This window comes from Christiangramia lutea (genome assembly GCF_022489035.1).
In the GTDB taxonomy this organism is placed as follows: domain Bacteria; phylum Bacteroidota; class Bacteroidia; order Flavobacteriales; family Flavobacteriaceae; genus Christiangramia; species Christiangramia lutea.
Genome location: NZ_JAKVTV010000001.1, coordinates 1,290,488 through 1,308,491, shown reverse-complemented (window position 1 = coordinate 1,308,491; position 18,004 = coordinate 1,290,488). Strand labels below are relative to the sequence as shown.

The following is an 18,004-nucleotide window of genomic DNA, read 5'->3' as shown; positions in this document are numbered from 1 at the left end:
TATAAAACAGAATAAATTAGTTAGTTATAATCTATTCCATTCCCAATACTAACCTACTTACTTAATAGTAAAAATCGTACCACTCAAAAAAAACATGCACTAATCAACCGATAATACTATAAAACAGTCATTTATGAATTTTATCAAGAAAGCCACTTCTTTAATTTCCACAAAAAAACTGTAGAAACACCTCAGAAATTGAGTAAAATTTCCCCAGTTTTTATTTCAAAGGATCTTTCCTATTTGCCTTGATCTCAGATTTCTTCTTTTTGGCTTTTAATCTCTTGATCTTTGAAGCCTTTGTAGGTTTTGTTTTTTTCCTGGGTTTTGGTTTTTTAAGAGCCTCTTTAAGTTCAAAAAGAAAGTTTTGAATAACCAGTTCTTTATTTGAATGCTGACTCCTGGAATCCTCGCTGGCCATCTTTAGCACACCTTCCTTGTTGATACGCCCGGAAAGCTTTTTGAATATTCTTTCTTTCTCCTTTTCACTTAGGGCCTGGGAAGCTGAAATTTCGAAACTCAACTCTACCCTGGTCGCAGTTTTATTTGCATGCTGTCCACCCGGACCAGAGCTTCTTACGGCTTTAAAGTCCAGTTCATTCAGAATGATCTCTTCATTCATATTATTTTGGCTGATGGGATTCTTTGAGTAAGTCTGAAACCGTTTTCACGGGATTAAAAGTCTCCACAGGCACTTCAACGAAAATGGTATTCCATTTTGCCATTCCCCCGTTCCATAGTCCTGGTCGTTCCAGAGCCTTGAGAGGCTTACCGTCTTTGGTCTTATCGGCAATAAAGCTCATGTCCTCGTCTACAAATTTATTCAAATCATAAGAGTTGCCCTTATGATCTTTCAGGCTACAAACAATATCTACAGGATTGAAGTGGGTTGCTTCCCTGGCAGTTTTGGCCTGTTCAGGATTATCACTATCTATTTGAGCCCCCTCAATAATCTGAAGTGAAATTTCACCGTTCTTATCCTTTACCAGGAATGGACCTCCTCCAGGTTCTCCTTCATTCTTGACCATACCGCAAACTCGAAGCGGACGATTTAATTTTTCCTTCAGGTATTCTATAAAAAGATCTTTGGAAGATGATCCTTTTATATTAAGCTCAGTATTTAGGAAATCCTGAATTTCATCAAGTTTTTCAGAAGGAACATTGCCTTTTCCCAGAACTTCCAGATAGTTAAATACTTTTTGCTGAACCTGGAATAGCTTACCTCCAAGCATTTTTTTAAAATCTACAACGTTCTGGACATTGTCTTCAGTGACCACATTATCGATATTTTTGACAAAAACTATCTCTTCTTCCAGTTGGTTCATATTTTCGATAAGGGCTCCATGGCCACCCGGCCTGAAGAAAAGTTTATCGTTTTCGGTTCTAAATGGCTCGAAATCATTATTTACTGCGATGGTATCTGTCTTTGGGTCCTGATAGGAGTATTCTATCTCGAATTTAACCCCGGTCTTTTCTTCAACTCTACTCCCTATTTCCTTCCATTCTCCCTGGAACTTTTCTTTATCGCCTTCTGCAACTGTAAAATGCAGTTTAGCCACTCCATCTACCTCCAGGAATTTTGCTGCTTCCAAAAGATGCTCTTCAAAAGCCGTTGCGATATGCTGGTCATATTTATGAAAAGGCACCAGACCTTTTGGTAAATTACTTAAGTAAAGTCCGTCCGATTCAAGAATGGTTCTCACCAATACCTTATGCTGAGCATCGGTGGACAGGTTGTCATAATCTTTATTGTTCTTTTTAGCTTTTTCCAAAGCATGTTCATAAAATGGAAGCTTTTCAAGATGATTAAAAAACCTTTGCAGGCTTGAATCTCCTGTAGAATCCAGGTACTCTCGAAGTTCATGTTTTTCAGGATCGAAATCACCAACGAAGTTATGCAGTGCCTTGAACATCCTTGAAGCTGCTCCGGAGGCCGGAATGAACTTCAAAAGGCTATGTTTTGCCTTTTCAGAATCATAAAACTCTATCAGGTCGTGTTTTTCGGCTGTCTCTATGTTGCTAATCCCCTTCCCAACAGTGGCAGCTTCAGTAATATTTACCTTTATATTTCCTCTTTTAAAAATTGCAATCTGTTCTTCCACCTCCTGGATAGAAATTCCTTTTTTATTTATTTGCTGAGTATCCTTCTCGCTAAAATTCACACTATCGATTTTTTAAAAATTCGTCTATCTTTTTCACAGCGGTAATTAACCGCGTTTCCCGGTCTCCATTCAAAATAATGTAGGGTTTGTTCGCTTGCTTCAGGGCTTTTTCAAACCTTTGAAACATGCCCTCACGGTCATGAGGCTTATCCCTTAGATCATCGGGAGTCCAGGGGACATCAATATACGTTAAAAAGTAGAGATGATAGTGGTTGTTTAACGCATGTTTAAGAAGTTGAGGCTCGCAAAACCCATCGTAATATGCTTCAGAATAAACCTTTAGTTCCAAAAGGTCTGTATCGCAAATTAACAGATCATCTGCCTTTTGCGAAAGTTGATTTTCAGCATCCATCTGGCCTTCAGCAATGGGAATGATATCACGGGGTTGACAAATACGTTTTTCAGCATCCCAGACTTTCTGTAAATATTCCCGCATGAATTCCTTTACCATTGGAGCCTTGTAGTATTCAGCAAGGTCTTCAGAAAGTGTCGTCTTTCCGGTAGATTCAGGTCCAAAAAGGACAATTTTTATGCAGGACGCAGGTCGTTGCGCAAGTTTTTCTTCCATGCTTTGTAGCCGTATATCGCAATAATAGTGAATACCAGGTATTGCAGACTTGTAAAGGTAAGACCTTTGTAAAAATAGAGTGGAACAGAAATAATATCACCAATGATCCAGTAGATCCAGTTCTCAATTTTTCGTTTCGCCATTAACCACATTCCCACAAAGAAAATACCTGTGGTCACAGTATCTACATAAGCAGTCCAGTTATTCCATTTATCGAAGTACTCATAGACCGCGAAGACAAAGATCATTGTGCCCAGAAAAATAAAAACCGACTGAAATTGCTCCTTTCTGGTAGTGCTCGTGATGGGTGTATAATGTTCCGGATCTACTTTCCTGGTCCATATATACCAGCCGTAAATACTCATCGAGAAATAATAGGCGTTTATCATCATATCTCCCAAGAGCTCCCATTGCCAAAGTAAATAAACAAAAATCAGCGTACTTACTATACCGGTTGGGTATACCAGAATATTATTTTGCTTGGAATACCAAACAGATAAAAAACCAAAGATCACCGCAATGATCTCTAGAATTATAAAAAGTGTAGGATACCCGGAATACTGATCAAAGAAAAAATCAAAAATCGGCTGCATACTCGCTACGGTCAGATTTTACGATTTTCACATACATAAGTCCGCGGTCTATAGCTTCAAATGCGTTTTTGATCTCTTTATTCAATAATCCCATTACCTCATCATAATCTCCATAAACCTGAGTGCTTAATGGATTTTCCTTAACGGTTAATCCCGAATCCCTCATTTTTTTGATAAAATTAATGATCGCAGGTTCGTACTCATCCTGAATTGGGGTTAAGGTTAGTTCTACTGAAATGTTCATAGCTTTCTGTTTTGCCGACCAAAAATAACCAAAACAAAATGGAAATTGAACAATTGAGAATGGACAATTGAAAATTGACAAATAGAAATAAAAAGTTTGGCGCACTGAGCCTGTCGAAGTACTTCTATTAATACTGAATCGATCATTTCGAAAAAACAAGGTGACTGCGAAATCTTTTCGAAGAAACAAGTCAAATGAGATTTCTCCCTACGGTCGAAATGACAATAGTTTACTCTCGTCATGCTGAACTGGTTTCAGCATCTCAAAATAAGACCCTGAAATAAATTCAGGGTGACGCCAGGTCAATGGGAACAAAGGGAATCTTGGCTCCAAATAGATTTCTCTCTCTAGTAGAAACGACTGAAAGTTTTCTTCTACGCTCAGTATAACCTTCCAAAACACAACGTCATGCTGAACTGTTTCAGCATCTCAAATTTAGACCCTGAAATAAATTCAGGGTGACGATAAATTTTTAATAAGCGATTTTTAGTTATGGTATTTAAAAGATCTATTTAATAGAATGAATCCCGATCATATTTCCTTCGGTATCGAAAACTAGACTAATAAAACCATATTCTCCGATGGACATCTTAGACCTCTCTACCCTTCCGCCGGCGGCTTCCACCCTAGCTTCCTCAATGCTGCAATCTTCACTGTCAAAATAAACTATGGTGCTGTTACCTCCAGCTTCCATACCTTGCACATGAACCAGGGCTCCGGAAGCACGTCCCTTGGATTCCATATCCCCAGGGAAGGAAAACATTTTTAAACCATCACCTTCAGGATTTTCAAGTTCGGTTAATTCAACTTTAAATACGGTTTCGTAGAATTTTTTGGCCCGGTCCAGATCGTTGGTATAGATTTCAAACCATACTACAGGATTCTCAACTTTCATAACTTATTGATTAGAAATTAAACAGCTCTAATTTAAGCTATTTTGGTATAGACGGTAAAGGGGAGTTTTTTCTCATTTCTTGTCATTTATGCTTTTCAAAAAATGAAAAAAATCTGGGCTAAGACCGGTCACTATGAATTGCCTGAAAACCCTTAAGATTGAAAAGAACCATTTTCAAAGGCAGTTCCTATTACCACCAGGTCGGCGCCGGCATCGTAGGCCTCCTGAAGTTGTGATTTGCTGCGAATTCCACCACCAACAATTAACGGAATATCCAGAACAGATCTCACGGAACGAATTATATCAGCTGAAACCGGGAATTTTGCCCCGCTTCCTGATTCCAGATAAATTAGTTTTTTCCCCGAATACTGCCCGGCCAGAGCTGTATTAACGATTTGTATAATGTTATCCTTATCAAGTGGTTTCGTATTACTCACTTTCTCAACCGAAGTTTCTTTCCCGCCATCTATCAAAATATAACCCGTTGGAATGATCTCGAGATCAGTGTTCCTTATTTTCTCTACAGATCTAACTTGTTGTTCTATCAAAAACTCTGGATTTCTTCCTGAAATAAGGCTCAAAAAAAGTAAAACATCGGCATAAGCAGAGATCTGAGAATGATCTCCCGGAAAAAGTAATACCGGCAGATTTATTAAATTTTTGATCGCCTTTACCACTTCACAGGTCCTGCCCTCTTCTACCGTACTCCCACCAACAAAAACGTGAGTAGTCTTTTCTGGTAATTTCTGAAAGAAATCTAAAGCGCGGTTTTCTTCAAATTTATCCGGGTCTATTAATACCGAAAGTAATTTCCGCTGCTCCCGGGATGCCTGCTGGATCTCCTCCAGGTAGGATTGCACTTCGATCATCAGGCTTTTGCTTTGGAATTTGAAGGCATCGCATACACACAAGTGAAATTTTCAAATTCCAGGAAACTCACATCAAACCAGTTATCAAGCCCGTTAAACCGTACATGAGTGGTAGTTTTAGAATCATCAAAATCGAAATCTATCACATTAATATGTTGTAGAAAACCTACTCCTGGCTGAGCGATTATCTTGTAAACAGACTCCTTTGCCCCCCAAACAATGGTAAGTTTTCGAATTAAGGCTTCTTCATTGGCCAGGGTATGATACTCATCCAAAGGTGTAAATTTATTGGCGATAGCAAGGATCTTATTCCTTTGCTTCTCGATATCAATACCAACGTCCTTATCACTAATGATGATTGCAGTAAAATTGAAAGAATGAGTGATAGAAATATACTTATCATCCCTGAGATGCGGCTTTCCATGATCATCATAATAAAGATCATGATCTGTATACCCGGCTTCAGCCATCAAATGCCTGATGCTCATAAATCCACGGCGATGAATTTCAGATTTCATCCCGTCTACTCTTTTCCGGCAATGTTCCGTTAGATCGATACCTTCAGAAAGCCACTCAAATGATTCTTCCACCTTCCAAATGAAGACTTTAGTTCGTTCATCAACTGTTATTGTTTTAAAAAGAGGCATATAATTTCTAAGCTTTTCCTTATTTTTGCAGGCACAAATTGCTAATATTCAAATATAATAATATGTCTACTAAAACAGTACCGTATACCGCTTATAAAGTTAAAGATATTGAGCTGGCCGAGTATGGACGCCGTGAAATTGAACTTGCCGAAGCTGAAATGCCAGGATTGATGGCACTTCGTGCAGAGTATGGAGAATCTAAACCTTTAAAAGGAGCGAGAATTGCGGGATGTTTACACATGACCATCCAGACGGCTGTGCTTATCGAGACCCTTGTGGAGCTTGGAGCAGATGTAACCTGGAGTTCATGTAATATTTTTTCCACCCAGGATCACGCTGCCGCGGCAATCGCTGCTGCCGGAATTCCTGTGTATGCATGGAAAGGAATGACCGAAGAGGAATTTAACTGGTGTATCGAACAGACCCTTTTCTTCGGAGAAGAGCGCACGCCACTAAACATGATCCTTGATGATGGTGGAGATCTTACCAATATGGTTCTTGATGAGTATCCTGAGCTTTCTGAAGGTATCAAAGGACTTTCTGAAGAGACTACAACAGGAGTTCACAGACTTTACGAGCGCATGAAAAAAGGAACGCTTCCTATGCCTGCGATCAACGTGAACGATTCTGTGACCAAGTCAAAGTTTGATAATAAATATGGTTGCCGCGAAAGCGCTGTGGATGCGATTCGACGTGCTACCGATGTAATGCTAGCCGGTAAAAGAGTAGTTGTTTGTGGATACGGTGACGTAGGTAAAGGAACCGCGCAGTCTTTTAGAGGGGCTGGTTCAATCGTAACTGTTACTGAGATCGATCCTATTTGTGCACTTCAGGCGGCGATGGACGGATTTGAAGTGAAGAAACTGGAAACCGTACTACCAAAGGCAGATATCGTTATCACTACTACTGGAAATAAAGATATCGTTCGCGGTGAGCATTTTGAAGCGATGAAAGACAAGACCATCGTTGCCAATATTGGACATTTTGATAATGAGATCGCTGTTGCCTGGTTAAATGAAAAACATGGAAATACTAAAGTTGAGATCAAGCCTCAGGTTGATAAATACACCATCGATGGTAAAGATATTATCCTACTTGCTGAAGGTCGTTTGGTAAACCTTGGTTGCGCTACCGGGCACCCAAGTTTTGTGATGAGTAACTCATTCACCAACCAGACTTTGGCACAAATGGAACTTTGGAATAATACAGATCAATACAAGAATGAAGTTTATATGCTACCTAAACATCTTGATGAGAAAGTGGCTAAACTTCACCTTGAAAGAATTGGTGTGGAGCTTACAGAGCTTAAACCAGACCAGGCTGAATACATTGGTGTTGAAGTTGAAGGACCATTCAAACCAGAATATTACAGGTACTAAAATAGAATTAAGATTTTAGACTCTAGATATTAGACAAAAAAAGCCTCGCAAATTGTGAGGCTTTTTTTATGTCTTCAAGATGCCTACCGAATCATATACCACAACTTTATTCCAAAGATGTTCTGATTCTTCAATAAATATAAGATGTGCCTTTTCCTCTTGATAAAGATCCTGCTCTTCTTTAGATGAAAAACTCAAAATTAGGGAATAGGTAAAACTCCCATCTACTACTTCCCTTGGAGTACCTGCGGGCACGCCAATAAATTTGGTTTTGGGATATTTACTTACTGAAAGAAATTTACTTAAAGATTGCTCAAAGGCTTTACGATCTTCTGCACTTTCCGGATTGTTCAACCAGAAATATACCACGTGTGTAAAACTGTGATCCAGGTAACTCTTTTCTTCCTGAGCGTAAAAACTCTGGCAACTCAAAAGAATTATTCCAGCCAGAACCAATAATCTATACTTCATAATTTTTAACTTAAACTTCTATAAATATAATCAGCATTATTTTGTGATGGGAAATTTTGTGAGATATTTGAAAGTTTTCAAAAATTAAAAAACCTCGCTGCTGGCAAGGTTTATATCTTCAAACTAATAAGAGAAACAAATGTTATTCTGCTTTTTCAAGTTGGCCTACTTTTTCCCAATCAGGATCAATATTCAGGCTTACGCTAATATGAATATCGTCGCCGTTATCCTTAAAAACAATATCGGAATTATCCTTTTCAAGTCTTGAAGTGAGTTCATTTGGGGTTAATTTATACATCGCGCCAGTAATTGGGTCTACCACAAGGCCTATAATACCTCCAAAAACAATATTTCCAATATACCATTCATTGAATTTTTTAGATAAAGTGGTTTTATAAGTTTTATATCCATCCAGTTTGATCAAAACCTGGTATTCCTGATTTCTCTTCAGATCTTTTTCGACTGGTGTTTTACCAATTTCAACTTCATTGATCAGAACAGTTGCCGAAGCCGGCATGGAATTAAACTTAATGGTTTGTCTGGAACCAGACACAATAGTGGCACAGCTTTGCAAAGCCAAAAGAACCGCTATTGGAAGAATTTTAAAAAAAGTTCTCATGTAAAAATTTAGATTAGATTAGTCGAGGGTTAGTTTGCATTGAGGCAGACTCGACACACTGCCTTCAAATTTGTATAATTCAATATCAAGTCGATAACAAGTACCAGATATCCGGGGCTTTTTTGTCTACCACTTTCACGATATTAGCACCGTTTTTTCTTGCCTCCTGTCGTGCCCTGTTCATGATACTGTTAAAACTGCAATCTGTAGAAAATCCCGAATCCTGGAATTTCAGTTCTCCCACTTTAATAAGATCCTCCGGAAGCTCATGATCAATATCCAATAGAGCAATTTCATCTTCTATGGTCAATTCAGTTTGAGGGTTTATATAATTGGATTTGATCTTCGGGCTATAACCAGCAAGCCCCATTAATACTAAAACCAGTAGCCTTTTCATTTTAAATTGGTAAAAATTTGATTTGAAAAATTCGGCGTGAATTTAGATTATTTTTAGATCCAAGGGTGATTTTTGTATTAATATTCTTATCAGATTTTTAAAATTTATTATTAATAGAAATTTTTCGTTGAATTTGGTTTAATTAATTAGCATTAAATTGAACTATAATCAAAAGTATTAACTTCAATTTTCAGAATTAAATAAACAGACAAAATGAAAAAAACAATATTTATTCTAATGGTCATTGCAAGTCTTTCCAGCTGTAAGAATGAATCTGATAGTAATATAGCCGGGAACGAAAAAGCCAAGGTGAGTGCTGAATTTGACAGTATCCTCAATAACTATTATGAAGATGGATTAAAACTGAACCCAATTTCGGCAACCACTTCAGGGGATATGCGTTATAACGATCAATTCCCGAACTTCCTTTCTGCGGAATACGAGGATAGCCTGAGAAGTTATTATTCCAAATACAGAAACAAGGCGAATTCTTTAAATGACGAAGATCTTAGCGATACTGAGAAGATGAGCAAGGAAATTCTGCTATGGGAATGCAATATGAACCTTGCCGGAATGGACTTCAAAAAAGCCAAATATATGCCAATAGACCAGATGTGGTCTGTCAACCTTTTTATGGGTCAGCTGGCTAGCGGTATGGGTGCACAACCTTTTAACACGGTTGAGGATTATGAGAACTGGATGAAACGGGTTGACGGATTTCTTACCTGGATGGATTCAGCCGAAAACAATATGCGAGATGGGATTACCCAGGGTTATGTGCTTCCTGCTTCCCTTATTCAGAAAGTGATTCCTCAAATGGAAATGATGACGAAGACCAGTGTTGAAAATCATTTATTCTACGGACCTATAAATAACTTCCCGGAGAGTTTTTCAGAAGAAGAAAAGCAAAGACTCACCGAGGAATACAAAACCATGATTCGTGAAAAAGTGGTGCCGCAATATGAGAAAATGCACTCTTTTCTGAAAAATGACTATTTACCCGAAGGCCGTGAATCAAGCGGAATTGCTGATATTCCCAATGGAGAGGAATACTATAAACACCAGATCAAGCTCTACACTACAACCAATATGACCGCAGAAGAAATACATCAGCTTGGATTGGATGAAGTTGCGCGTATTTCAAAAGAAATGGAAAAAGTTAAAGAAGAGGTTGGTTTTGAAGGAGACCTGAAATCTTTCTTCAATTATGTAAGAGAGAATAAAGAATTAATGCCTTTCAACAAGCCTGAGGACGTAGTAGCGAACTTCGAAAAGATCCACGAGACTATGAAACCTAACATCGATAAACTCTTCAGCCTGAAACCTAAAACTCCATTTGAGGTAAGAAGAACTGAAGAATTTCGGGAGAAATCTGCCAGCGCAGAGTATAACCCTGGCTCCCTGGATGGAACCAGACCAGGGATCTTCTATGTTCCTATTCCCGATGCTTCGGCCTATAATACATACAGTGATGAATCTTTATTCCTGCATGAGGCAATCCCGGGGCATCATTATCAGATCTCCCTAACCCAGGAAAACGAGGATCTTCCAGACTTTAGAAAAACCTTGTGGTATAGCGGCTATGGTGAAGGATGGGCTTTATATTCAGAATCCCTGGGTGAGGAACTTGGGCTTTACACAGACCCCTATCAGTATTTCGGAATGCTTGGTGCCGAGATGCATCGTGCCATTCGACTGGTAGTGGATACCGGTTTGCATAGCAAAGGCTGGACCCGTGAGGAAGCCATTCAATATTCTCTGGATAATGAGGCAGAGCCAAAGGCCAGTGTGATAAGTGAGATTGAAAGATATATGGCCAACCCGGGACAAGCACTATCTTACAAGATAGGACAGCTAAAGATTATGGATTTGAGGGAAAAAGCGAGTAATGAATTAGGTGAAGAATTCGATATCAGAGAATTTCATAAAGAAGTACTGGAAACCGGATGTATTCCACTCAATCTATTAGAAAAGAAGATCGATAACTGGATCGCAGATTCAAAAGCTTAATTAGTTAATAGAAGATTAAAGCCTTTTTCATTCTTAAGAAAAGGGCTTTTTTTATTCATATCCGGGAACAGCCTTTCCCAGGATCAAATCTCTTTCAATAAGCTTCATCCCGTTGTAATTTTGCAATTCCAGCACCCCATCTCCCCCACGTGGAGGATCCTGCTGGTGCTCATCTGTCAATAACGGATCACCTTTAAAGAAATAATCAGATAGATAATAATATCTCCCATCGGGTTCCAGGACTAGTAGATGTATATGTGCTGGCGTACGGCGGTTAGGATAGCTTGCCGGCACCTGGGTATAAAAAGTGTAGCGGCCATCATTGGCTGTTTTGATCCAGCCTCTTAGATAACCATGCCGGTCTGCCCAGCCTTTTTCATCACCCTTAGTAGGATAGATCCCTTTAGCATTGGTATGATGAATATAAAGAACCACATTCTCTGCGGGAGTTTTTCCATCGTTCTCAAAGATAGTACCGGTGATTTTTAGCTTACTTTCTGCGGAATCAAATTCCGGAAGAGTATCTACAGAAGTCAGATCACCTTTAAATTCCAGTACAGCTTCACAACCTTCGCAGGGTCCTCCAAGCAATTCATATTCTTTCTCTTCCTGGGACCGGGCGAAGGAAGAAAGTAACACGGACACGACGAAAATAATGAGCCTGATATTCATAAAAATCTGATTCTTTTAAAGTTAGATAAAAGATCGCTAATACACAATTGACCTTCTAAACCGCAAAAACCTGCAATTAATCCAATTTCAGGATGAATTTTAAGCCTGTTTCTTGTTTTTAAGTAAATTAGGATATAACCAACAATCTATAATTATGAAACTAATCAAGTTTTTACCACTTTTCAGCCTGCTCCTTATCTTTGGCTGTGCTGAAAACCAAAAGACGGAAACAGAGGAGGAAATGGGGACCCAGGCTCAGGTTCGTGAACCTTCAGAAGCTAATGCCCAGTGGATAGATGCATGGAATAGGAACAACCCGGGAGAGCTGGATACACTTACCTCTGATGATGCAGTGCTTTATATGCAGGGACAGCAAATGAATGCCGACAGTATCAGGTCCTGGTATAATAATGCCGCACCTATGATGAAAGACCTTAAAACAAATCCGGAAGTTGAGTACGCCGCCGGCGATATCGCCTATGAGGCGGGAACTTACCGCCATGGTATAAAAAACGACAGTTTGAATACCACTTATGAAGGCACTTATACTTTTATATGGAAAAAAATGGACAGCGACTGGAAATTACAGGTGCTGAATATTACCGATAAGGAACCGGATACTACCGCTATCGAAGAAGAATAAGGTTATATGGACATTCTGAAACTTAAAAAGCTCTTTCGTTTTGAAAGAGCTTTTTGTTTAGTTGAGTGATGACTGAAAATTCTTCATCATCTTGTATATACATTTAAAAACATACTTCCGTTTCTTCCGTCGCGGGGCATCCTCAAACCTGAACTTGATAAATTTACCACCACTATCGTTGCCCGGAAATTGATAATTCGTTCCCTCTAACACAAAACGTGTCTTTTCAGAGAAGATAAAATCTGCCACATATTTTTTTACCAACCTGCGTTTACCTGAAGAGCCTTTCATAATTTCTGGTTTTTTGGTTAGGAAGCATTTAAGGTACGAAAAAAATCTTTTGGTGATATTTCAATTATTATCCTCTACATTTTTTAACGCTCTCTCAACATCCCGAACCAGAATAATTTCCTAATTTTGGAATATTTCCAATTAAAAGGAATTATTCCTATTTATGAAGAATACAAAATCTATAATTCACCTGGATCTGGATACCTTTTTTGTTTCGGCAGAAAGGCGCCTAGATTCAAAATTAAATGACAAACCGCTTATTGTTGGCGGACTTGGAGACCGTGGAGTGGTGGCTGCCTGTAGTTATGAAACCCGGAAATTCGGCGTGCACTCTGGTATGAGCATGAAAGTGGCCAGGCAACTTTGCCCGCAGTCTGTGGTCATTAAAGGAAATGCTTCTACCTATACTAAATTTTCCCACGAAGTGACCGAGATCATTCGCAGCAAAGTACCTTCCTTCGAAAAGGCCAGCGTAGATGAATTCTATGCCGATCTTACCGGGATGGATCGCTTTTTTGGCATTACCCAGTTTGCCAGGGAATTACAGGAAACCATTAAAAAAGAGACTCACCTCCCCATCTCTTTCGGACTCTCACAGAACAAGGTGGTTTCCAAGATCGCTACCGGCGAGGGAAAACCTTATGCTCAAAAGATTATCGAAGCAGGCACCGAAAAAAGCTTTCTCGCTCCGTTAACGGTGAATAAAATTCCCATGATAGGAAACAAAACTTTTCAGAAACTGCTGAATCTGGGCGTACGCAGAATTGAGACCATACAAAAGATGCCGGTAGAAGTACTGGAAAGTGTGCTGGGCAAGAACGGACGGGTTATCTGGAAAAGAGCCCATGGAATAGACAACCCGCCCATTATTCCCTTCCATGAGCGAAAATCCATTTCTACCGAGCGAACTTTTAATCGCGACACTATAGATATGGTTCGCCTGCACGGTACGCTGGTAGCCATGGCTGAAAGTCTCGCCTACCAGTTAAGACGTGGGAACAAGCTTACTTCCAACGTAAGTGTAAAGATCAGGTATTCCGATTTTCAAACGCAGAGTAAGCAGGCGAAGATTCCCTATACCAGTGCAGATCATATCCTCATTCCCAAAGTGGAGGAATTGTTCCGGCAGTTGTATACACGCAGGCTGCTTATCAGGCTTATCGGGGTTCGCTTCAGCGGACTTGTAGGCGGACATTACCAGATCAACCTGTTCGATGATTCTGAAGAGATGCTGAATCTGTATAATTCGCTGGACAAGATCAAAAAACGTTTTGGTGAGCATAGCGTAATGCGTGCCGCTTCGATGGATGCGAAAACCATTGGCCGGATGGGGAATCCGTTTAATGGAGAACCGCCAGTAGTGCTAGCGCATAGAAAACAGTGAATAGATGTTAGAATTGAGAATATGAGATGTTAGACTTTAAAATTGATTCTCCGAAAATTCAGCCTTGCCATGACGAGACAATGATCAGACTTAAAAAAAGCAACGTCACCCTGAACTTGTTTCAGGGTCTCAACAGATGCTTCGACTGCGCTCAGCATGACGGTAATAAACAATAAAGTTACTGTGAATGAAACGAAGAACCTCAAAACGAAAATGTAATATCGCTTCACTCTATTAAAGATGAATGTTAAACACCAAGTCATTTCGAAGAAGCAAAGCGACTGAGAAATCTCTTTCAGATTTCTCCCTTCGGTCGAAATGATTCAAGAAAGATCTCCGGTAGAGGCTTCAACTCTGCTCACAACAGAGTTCGTCACCCTGAACTCGTTTCAGGGTCTATAAAAAAGATGCTGAAACAAGTTCAGCATGACGAGGTAACACATGAATGTTACTGCGAGCTCACCACAACTGAATAACTGTCCACTGAGACTGAAAACTGGAAACTGAGAACCGAATTGTTTTTAAACTGTCACACATATTACTCTTTACGATACGGCGCGATGTCGGTGGAAGAATTATGTAAACTCGCAAAAGAAAATGGTGTACGACAACTCGCGGTTACCGATATTAACAATACTTCTGCCTGCCTTGAATTCATTAAGACAAATAAAAAAACAGAACTGAAACCACTGGTAGGGATCGATTTCAGAAATGGAGCAGATCAGCAATATGTAGGTATCGCCAGAAGTAATGAAGGGTTCCGTCAGTTAAACGAACATCTTTCGGAACATTTACATGCTAAAAAAGAATTTGAATTTGAAGCCCCTCTTCTCCCCGACTGTTTTATAATCTATCCCTTTGAAAAAATAGCAGCTCTAAAAAAGACCCGTTTCAGGGAAAATGAATTTATAGGAGTTTCTATAGAAAGCCTCCGGAAATTAAAGTTTTCAGCATACCGAAAGCTGGAAGATAAACTGATCGTGCTGCAAACAGTCAGCTTCCGAAACAAAAAAGACTATAATGCTCACCGGCTGTTGCGGGCCATAGACAATAATACATTACTCAGTAAACTTCCGGAAAGCGAACAGGGCTCTTTTTCTCACCAGATGCTTCCAATGGAAAAGCTTCTGAAGGAATTCGAAGATTTTCCACACATAATTGAAAACACTAAAAAAATTGCAGATAGTTGCAATATTGATTTTGAATTCGGGAAAGGACAGAACCAGAATCTCCAGATAGCTGGAAATAGTGAGCAGAAAGACAAAGAAAAGCTTATTGATCTTTGCTATAAGAAGTTGCCGGAAAGGTATCCGGAGCAAAATGAAAAAATCCTTCAAAGGATGAAAAAGGAGCTGGACACTATCATAAATCTAGGTTTCGTCTCTTATTTTCTTATAAACCTGGATATTGTGAATTATGCCCGGTCAAAAAATTATCCATTTATCGGTCGTGGTAGCGGGGCAAACTCGATCGTTGCATATATTCTGGGCATCACCAATGTAGATCCTATTGAGCTTGATCTCTACTTCGAACGCTTTATAAATCCCAACCGTAGCTCACCACCAGATTTCGATATCGACTTTTCCTGGAAAGACCGTAATGATGTCACCGATTATATTTTCAGGACCTACAAACACACTGCTTTGATGGGAACTTATGTAACCTTTAAAAGCAGGGCTGTAGTACGTGAACTTGGAAAGGTTTTCGGTCTTCCCAAAGAGAATATCGATAAGCTCTCAGCAGGATTTTATAACTATAGGGAACTGGATCACCTGGAAAAACTGGTCTTAAGGTACAGCAGGCTCATCGACGGTTTCCCTAATTATTTAAGCGTTCATTCCGGCGGAATTCTGATCCTGAATAATTCTGTTTACAATTATGCCGGAACTTTTCTACCGCCAAAAGGTTTTAGAACCATACAAATAGATATGAATATCGCTGAAGATGCCGGTATTCATAAATTTGACATCCTGGCTCAGCGAGGTCTTTCAAAGATCACAGATGCGATTGAAATTATAAAACAGAACCAGCCGGAAGCTGAAATTAAAAACCTCGAAAACGTAAAGATCTTTAAAGAAGACGCAGCCATCAATGATCTTTTAAAAGTAGGAGACTGTATGGGTGTTTTTTATGTGGAGTCCCCGGCCATGCGAGGCCTGCTTACCAGACTGCAAACCGATAATTATATGAACCTGGTCGCGGCAAGTTCGGTAATAAGACCGGGGGTTTCCAGCGCGGGAATGAAAGAAGAGTTCATTCGGCGGCATCGGGATCCGTCTCTCAGGAAAAATGCACACCCCGTACTGCTTGAGATCATGCCGGAGACATATGGGGTAATGGTATACCAGGAGGATGTGATGAAAGTAGCCCATATGTTCGCCGGCCTGGATCTGGATGACGCCGATGTGCTTCGCCGGGGAATGAGTGGTAAAAAGACTTCCAGAGGCCAGATGGAAAAGATCGAAGAAACTTTCAGGCAAAATTGCAGGGAACGGGGATACAGCAATGAGATCACCAACGAAGTCTGGGAGCAGATCTCCTCCTTCGCGGGATATGCCTTTCCAAAAGGTCATTCGGCTTCCTATGCTGTGGAAAGCTATCAGAGTTTATATCTTAAAAAGTATTTTCCACTAGAATTCATGGTGGCAGCGATCAACAATGGAGGCGGTTTTTATGATCTGCAAACCTATATCCAGGAAATAAGAAGGTGCGGTGGTAGAATACATGCCCCATGTATCAATAAAAGCGATCATCCCAACACCATCCTCGGAAAGGATATTTACCTTGGCTTCGGCTATATTAAAGAGCTGGAAGCTAAAACTATTCAGCAGATCCTGGAAAACCGTCAATTCTTTGGTCCCTTTAAATCCCTGGATGATTTTATAGATCGCATCTATATTTCCATAGAACAGATAAGTCTTTTACTCAAAATAAATGCTTTCAGGTTTACAGGTATCGATAAACATGAGCTTCTCTGGAAAGCATATTTCAAGCTGAATAAATCAAAACCGAAGAGTAATCAGGCCTTATTGTTCAAACCTCAGCACCGTGATTTTGAACTTCCGGAATTTGAATTCTCCAATCTTATAGAGGCTTATGACCAGATGGAATTACTGGGATTTCCACTATGCAGTCACTTCGATCTTCTAAAAGAACCTCTGGAGAATTCGGTTACGGCAAAAGAGCTGAAAGACCATATTGGTAAAGAGATCGAGATCTACGGTAACCTGATAAACTCAAGAAAAACGGGGACTTCTAACGGGAAATACATGTATTTTGGTACTTTCTATGACATTGACGGAGATATTTTCGACGTGGTCATTTTTCCGCAGGTGGCAGAAAAATACCCACTGAGAAGTAGAGGTATTTATAAATGCTATGGAAAAGTGATGCATGACCTTGGCTATATTTCAATAGAAATAAAATGGATTTCAAGGCAAACCACGCAAACTGATCCTAGATTGGTGGAAACCGGTTTTAAAGTAAACCTGAACTCCTAGTTCAAAATATTGAAATCATATATTTGTAAAAAAAAGAATGTCTTTAAGGAAGCTATTAGAAGGAAAAGGATACCATCGTATCAAGATGAAATACACCAAGACCAACCATCTCGAGGTGGTCGCAAAAATCAATAATATTGAAGGGAATTTTATCCTGGATACCGGTGCCTCCAGTACATGTGTGGGAAAGGAAGCTATTGAACATTTTGACCTGCTTCCAGAAGACAGCGATATAAAAGCAGCAGGCGCGGGAGCCACCAACATGCTTACCCAGATCTCCCAGAAGAATCGTATTGAGATAAAAGGCTGGAAAAAGAAAAAGGTAGACCTGGTGCTTTTCGATCTCAAACATGTGAATGAAGCCCTTGTAAATCACAAAGCTGAAAAAGTACATGGGATCATTGGCGCAGATATTCTGAAAAAAGGAAAAGCCATCATAGACTATAAAAATAAAGCCTTATATCTTAAATAAGGGAAAAATCCCCTTTGACTGATATGATATTAAAATCTAGTTTTGAGAAGGTTTTAATAATGAAAGATATCATCAAAGCTAAAGTCATATCACAATTTTTCTTTGTAATCCTAGCCATTCTGGTTGTGGCAACATTAGCTTTGAACGTTACTCGTTTGTTAGTTTTGTTTTAATTTTTGTTAGAATAA

Annotated in this window: 18 protein-coding genes; 6 read left to right on the top strand and 12 right to left on the bottom strand. The window is 39.5% G+C overall.

Annotation, left to right across the window (positions count from 1 at the left end):
- Positions 1-220: 220 nt before the first annotated feature.
- The 8 genes from arfB to ML462_RS05905 form a co-directional block, all read right to left on the bottom strand.
- Positions 221-622, bottom strand: a complete 402-nt coding sequence (gene arfB / locus ML462_RS05940; protein WP_240712833.1) for an alternative ribosome rescue aminoacyl-tRNA hydrolase ArfB — start codon at positions 620-622, stop codon at positions 221-223.
- 1 nt (position 623) lies between these two features.
- Positions 624-2,162 (bottom strand): DUF4301 family protein, encoded by a 1,539-nt coding sequence (locus ML462_RS05935; protein WP_240712832.1) that lies wholly within the window; start codon positions 2,160-2,162, stop codon positions 624-626.
- Between the two features lies 1 nt (position 2,163).
- Positions 2,164-2,730: an AAA family ATPase gene (locus ML462_RS05930; RefSeq protein WP_240712831.1), complete on the bottom strand. Its 567-nt coding sequence runs from the start codon at positions 2,728-2,730 to the stop codon at positions 2,164-2,166.
- Positions 2,691-3,323, bottom strand: coding sequence for a nicotinamide riboside transporter PnuC (gene pnuC, locus ML462_RS05925; protein ID WP_240712830.1), 633 nt, complete (start codon positions 3,321-3,323; stop codon positions 2,691-2,693). The genes ML462_RS05930 and pnuC overlap by 40 nt, the downstream gene beginning before the upstream one ends.
- Positions 3,307-3,567, bottom strand: coding sequence for a thiamine-binding protein (locus ML462_RS05920; RefSeq protein ID WP_240712829.1), 261 nt, complete (start codon positions 3,565-3,567; stop codon positions 3,307-3,309). Before ML462_RS05920 ends, pnuC begins: the two co-directional genes overlap by 17 nt.
- A gap of 508 nt (positions 3,568-4,075) precedes the next feature.
- Entirely contained in the window at positions 4,076-4,462 is a 387-nt protein-coding gene (locus ML462_RS05915; protein ID WP_240712828.1) for a VOC family protein, read from the bottom strand.
- A gap of 152 nt (positions 4,463-4,614) precedes the next feature.
- Positions 4,615-5,331: a geranylgeranylglyceryl/heptaprenylglyceryl phosphate synthase gene (locus tag ML462_RS05910; protein ID WP_240712827.1), complete on the bottom strand. Its 717-nt coding sequence runs from the start codon at positions 5,329-5,331 to the stop codon at positions 4,615-4,617.
- Complete coding sequence (locus ML462_RS05905; protein WP_240712826.1) at positions 5,331-5,978, bottom strand: 4'-phosphopantetheinyl transferase family protein; 648 nt, start codon at positions 5,976-5,978, stop codon at positions 5,331-5,333. The genes ML462_RS05910 and ML462_RS05905 overlap by 1 nt, the downstream gene beginning before the upstream one ends.
- A gap of 62 nt (positions 5,979-6,040) precedes the next feature.
- Here ML462_RS05905 and ahcY point away from each other — a divergent pair, with 62 nt between their 5' ends.
- A complete protein-coding gene (ahcY, locus tag ML462_RS05900; RefSeq protein ID WP_240712825.1) occupies positions 6,041-7,357 on the top strand; it encodes an adenosylhomocysteinase in 1,317 nt (438 codons plus the stop codon).
- Positions 7,358-7,423: 66 nt separating this feature from the next.
- Here the strand turns inward: ahcY and ML462_RS05895 are convergent, their stop codons facing one another.
- From ML462_RS05895 to ML462_RS05885, 3 genes are all read right to left on the bottom strand, one after another.
- Positions 7,424-7,828, bottom strand: coding sequence for a Dabb family protein (locus ML462_RS05895; protein WP_240712824.1), 405 nt, complete (start codon positions 7,826-7,828; stop codon positions 7,424-7,426).
- A gap of 142 nt (positions 7,829-7,970) precedes the next feature.
- Positions 7,971-8,447 carry a PEGA domain-containing protein gene (locus tag ML462_RS05890; protein WP_240712823.1) on the bottom strand — a complete coding sequence of 159 codons (477 nt, stop codon included), beginning with the start codon at positions 8,445-8,447 and terminating at the stop codon, positions 7,971-7,973.
- 85 nt (positions 8,448-8,532) lie between these two features.
- The gene (locus ML462_RS05885; protein ID WP_240712822.1) at positions 8,533-8,844 is read right to left on the bottom strand and encodes a hypothetical protein; all 312 of its coding nucleotides are present in this window, start codon (positions 8,842-8,844) and stop codon (positions 8,533-8,535) included.
- Positions 8,845-9,057: 213 nt separating this feature from the next.
- Between ML462_RS05885 and ML462_RS05880 the strand changes: the two genes are divergently transcribed.
- A complete protein-coding gene (locus ML462_RS05880) occupies positions 9,058-10,854 on the top strand; it encodes a DUF885 domain-containing protein (RefSeq protein WP_240712821.1) in 1,797 nt (598 codons plus the stop codon).
- A gap of 51 nt (positions 10,855-10,905) precedes the next feature.
- Here the strand turns inward: ML462_RS05880 and ML462_RS05875 are convergent, their stop codons facing one another.
- Positions 10,906-11,526, bottom strand: coding sequence for a dioxygenase family protein (locus ML462_RS05875; RefSeq protein ID WP_240712820.1), 621 nt, complete (start codon positions 11,524-11,526; stop codon positions 10,906-10,908).
- Positions 11,527-11,680: 154 nt separating this feature from the next.
- On the opposite strand from ML462_RS05875, the gene ML462_RS05870 reads away from it, so the two are divergent.
- The 4 genes from ML462_RS05870 (at position 11,681) to ML462_RS05855 (ending at position 17,816) form a co-directional block, all read left to right on the top strand.
- A complete protein-coding gene (locus tag ML462_RS05870; protein WP_240712819.1) occupies positions 11,681-12,169 on the top strand; it encodes a YybH family protein in 489 nt (162 codons plus the stop codon).
- A gap of 454 nt (positions 12,170-12,623) precedes the next feature.
- Positions 12,624-13,844, top strand: a complete 1,221-nt coding sequence (gene dinB / locus ML462_RS05865; protein WP_240712818.1) for a DNA polymerase IV — start codon at positions 12,624-12,626, stop codon at positions 13,842-13,844.
- 515 nt (positions 13,845-14,359) lie between these two features.
- Complete coding sequence (locus ML462_RS05860; RefSeq protein WP_262914726.1) at positions 14,360-17,344, top strand: DNA polymerase III subunit alpha; 2,985 nt, start codon at positions 14,360-14,362, stop codon at positions 17,342-17,344.
- 37 nt (positions 17,345-17,381) lie between these two features.
- Complete coding sequence (locus ML462_RS05855; protein ID WP_240712816.1) at positions 17,382-17,816, top strand: retropepsin-like aspartic protease; 435 nt, start codon at positions 17,382-17,384, stop codon at positions 17,814-17,816.
- Positions 17,817-18,004: the final 188 nt, after the last annotated feature.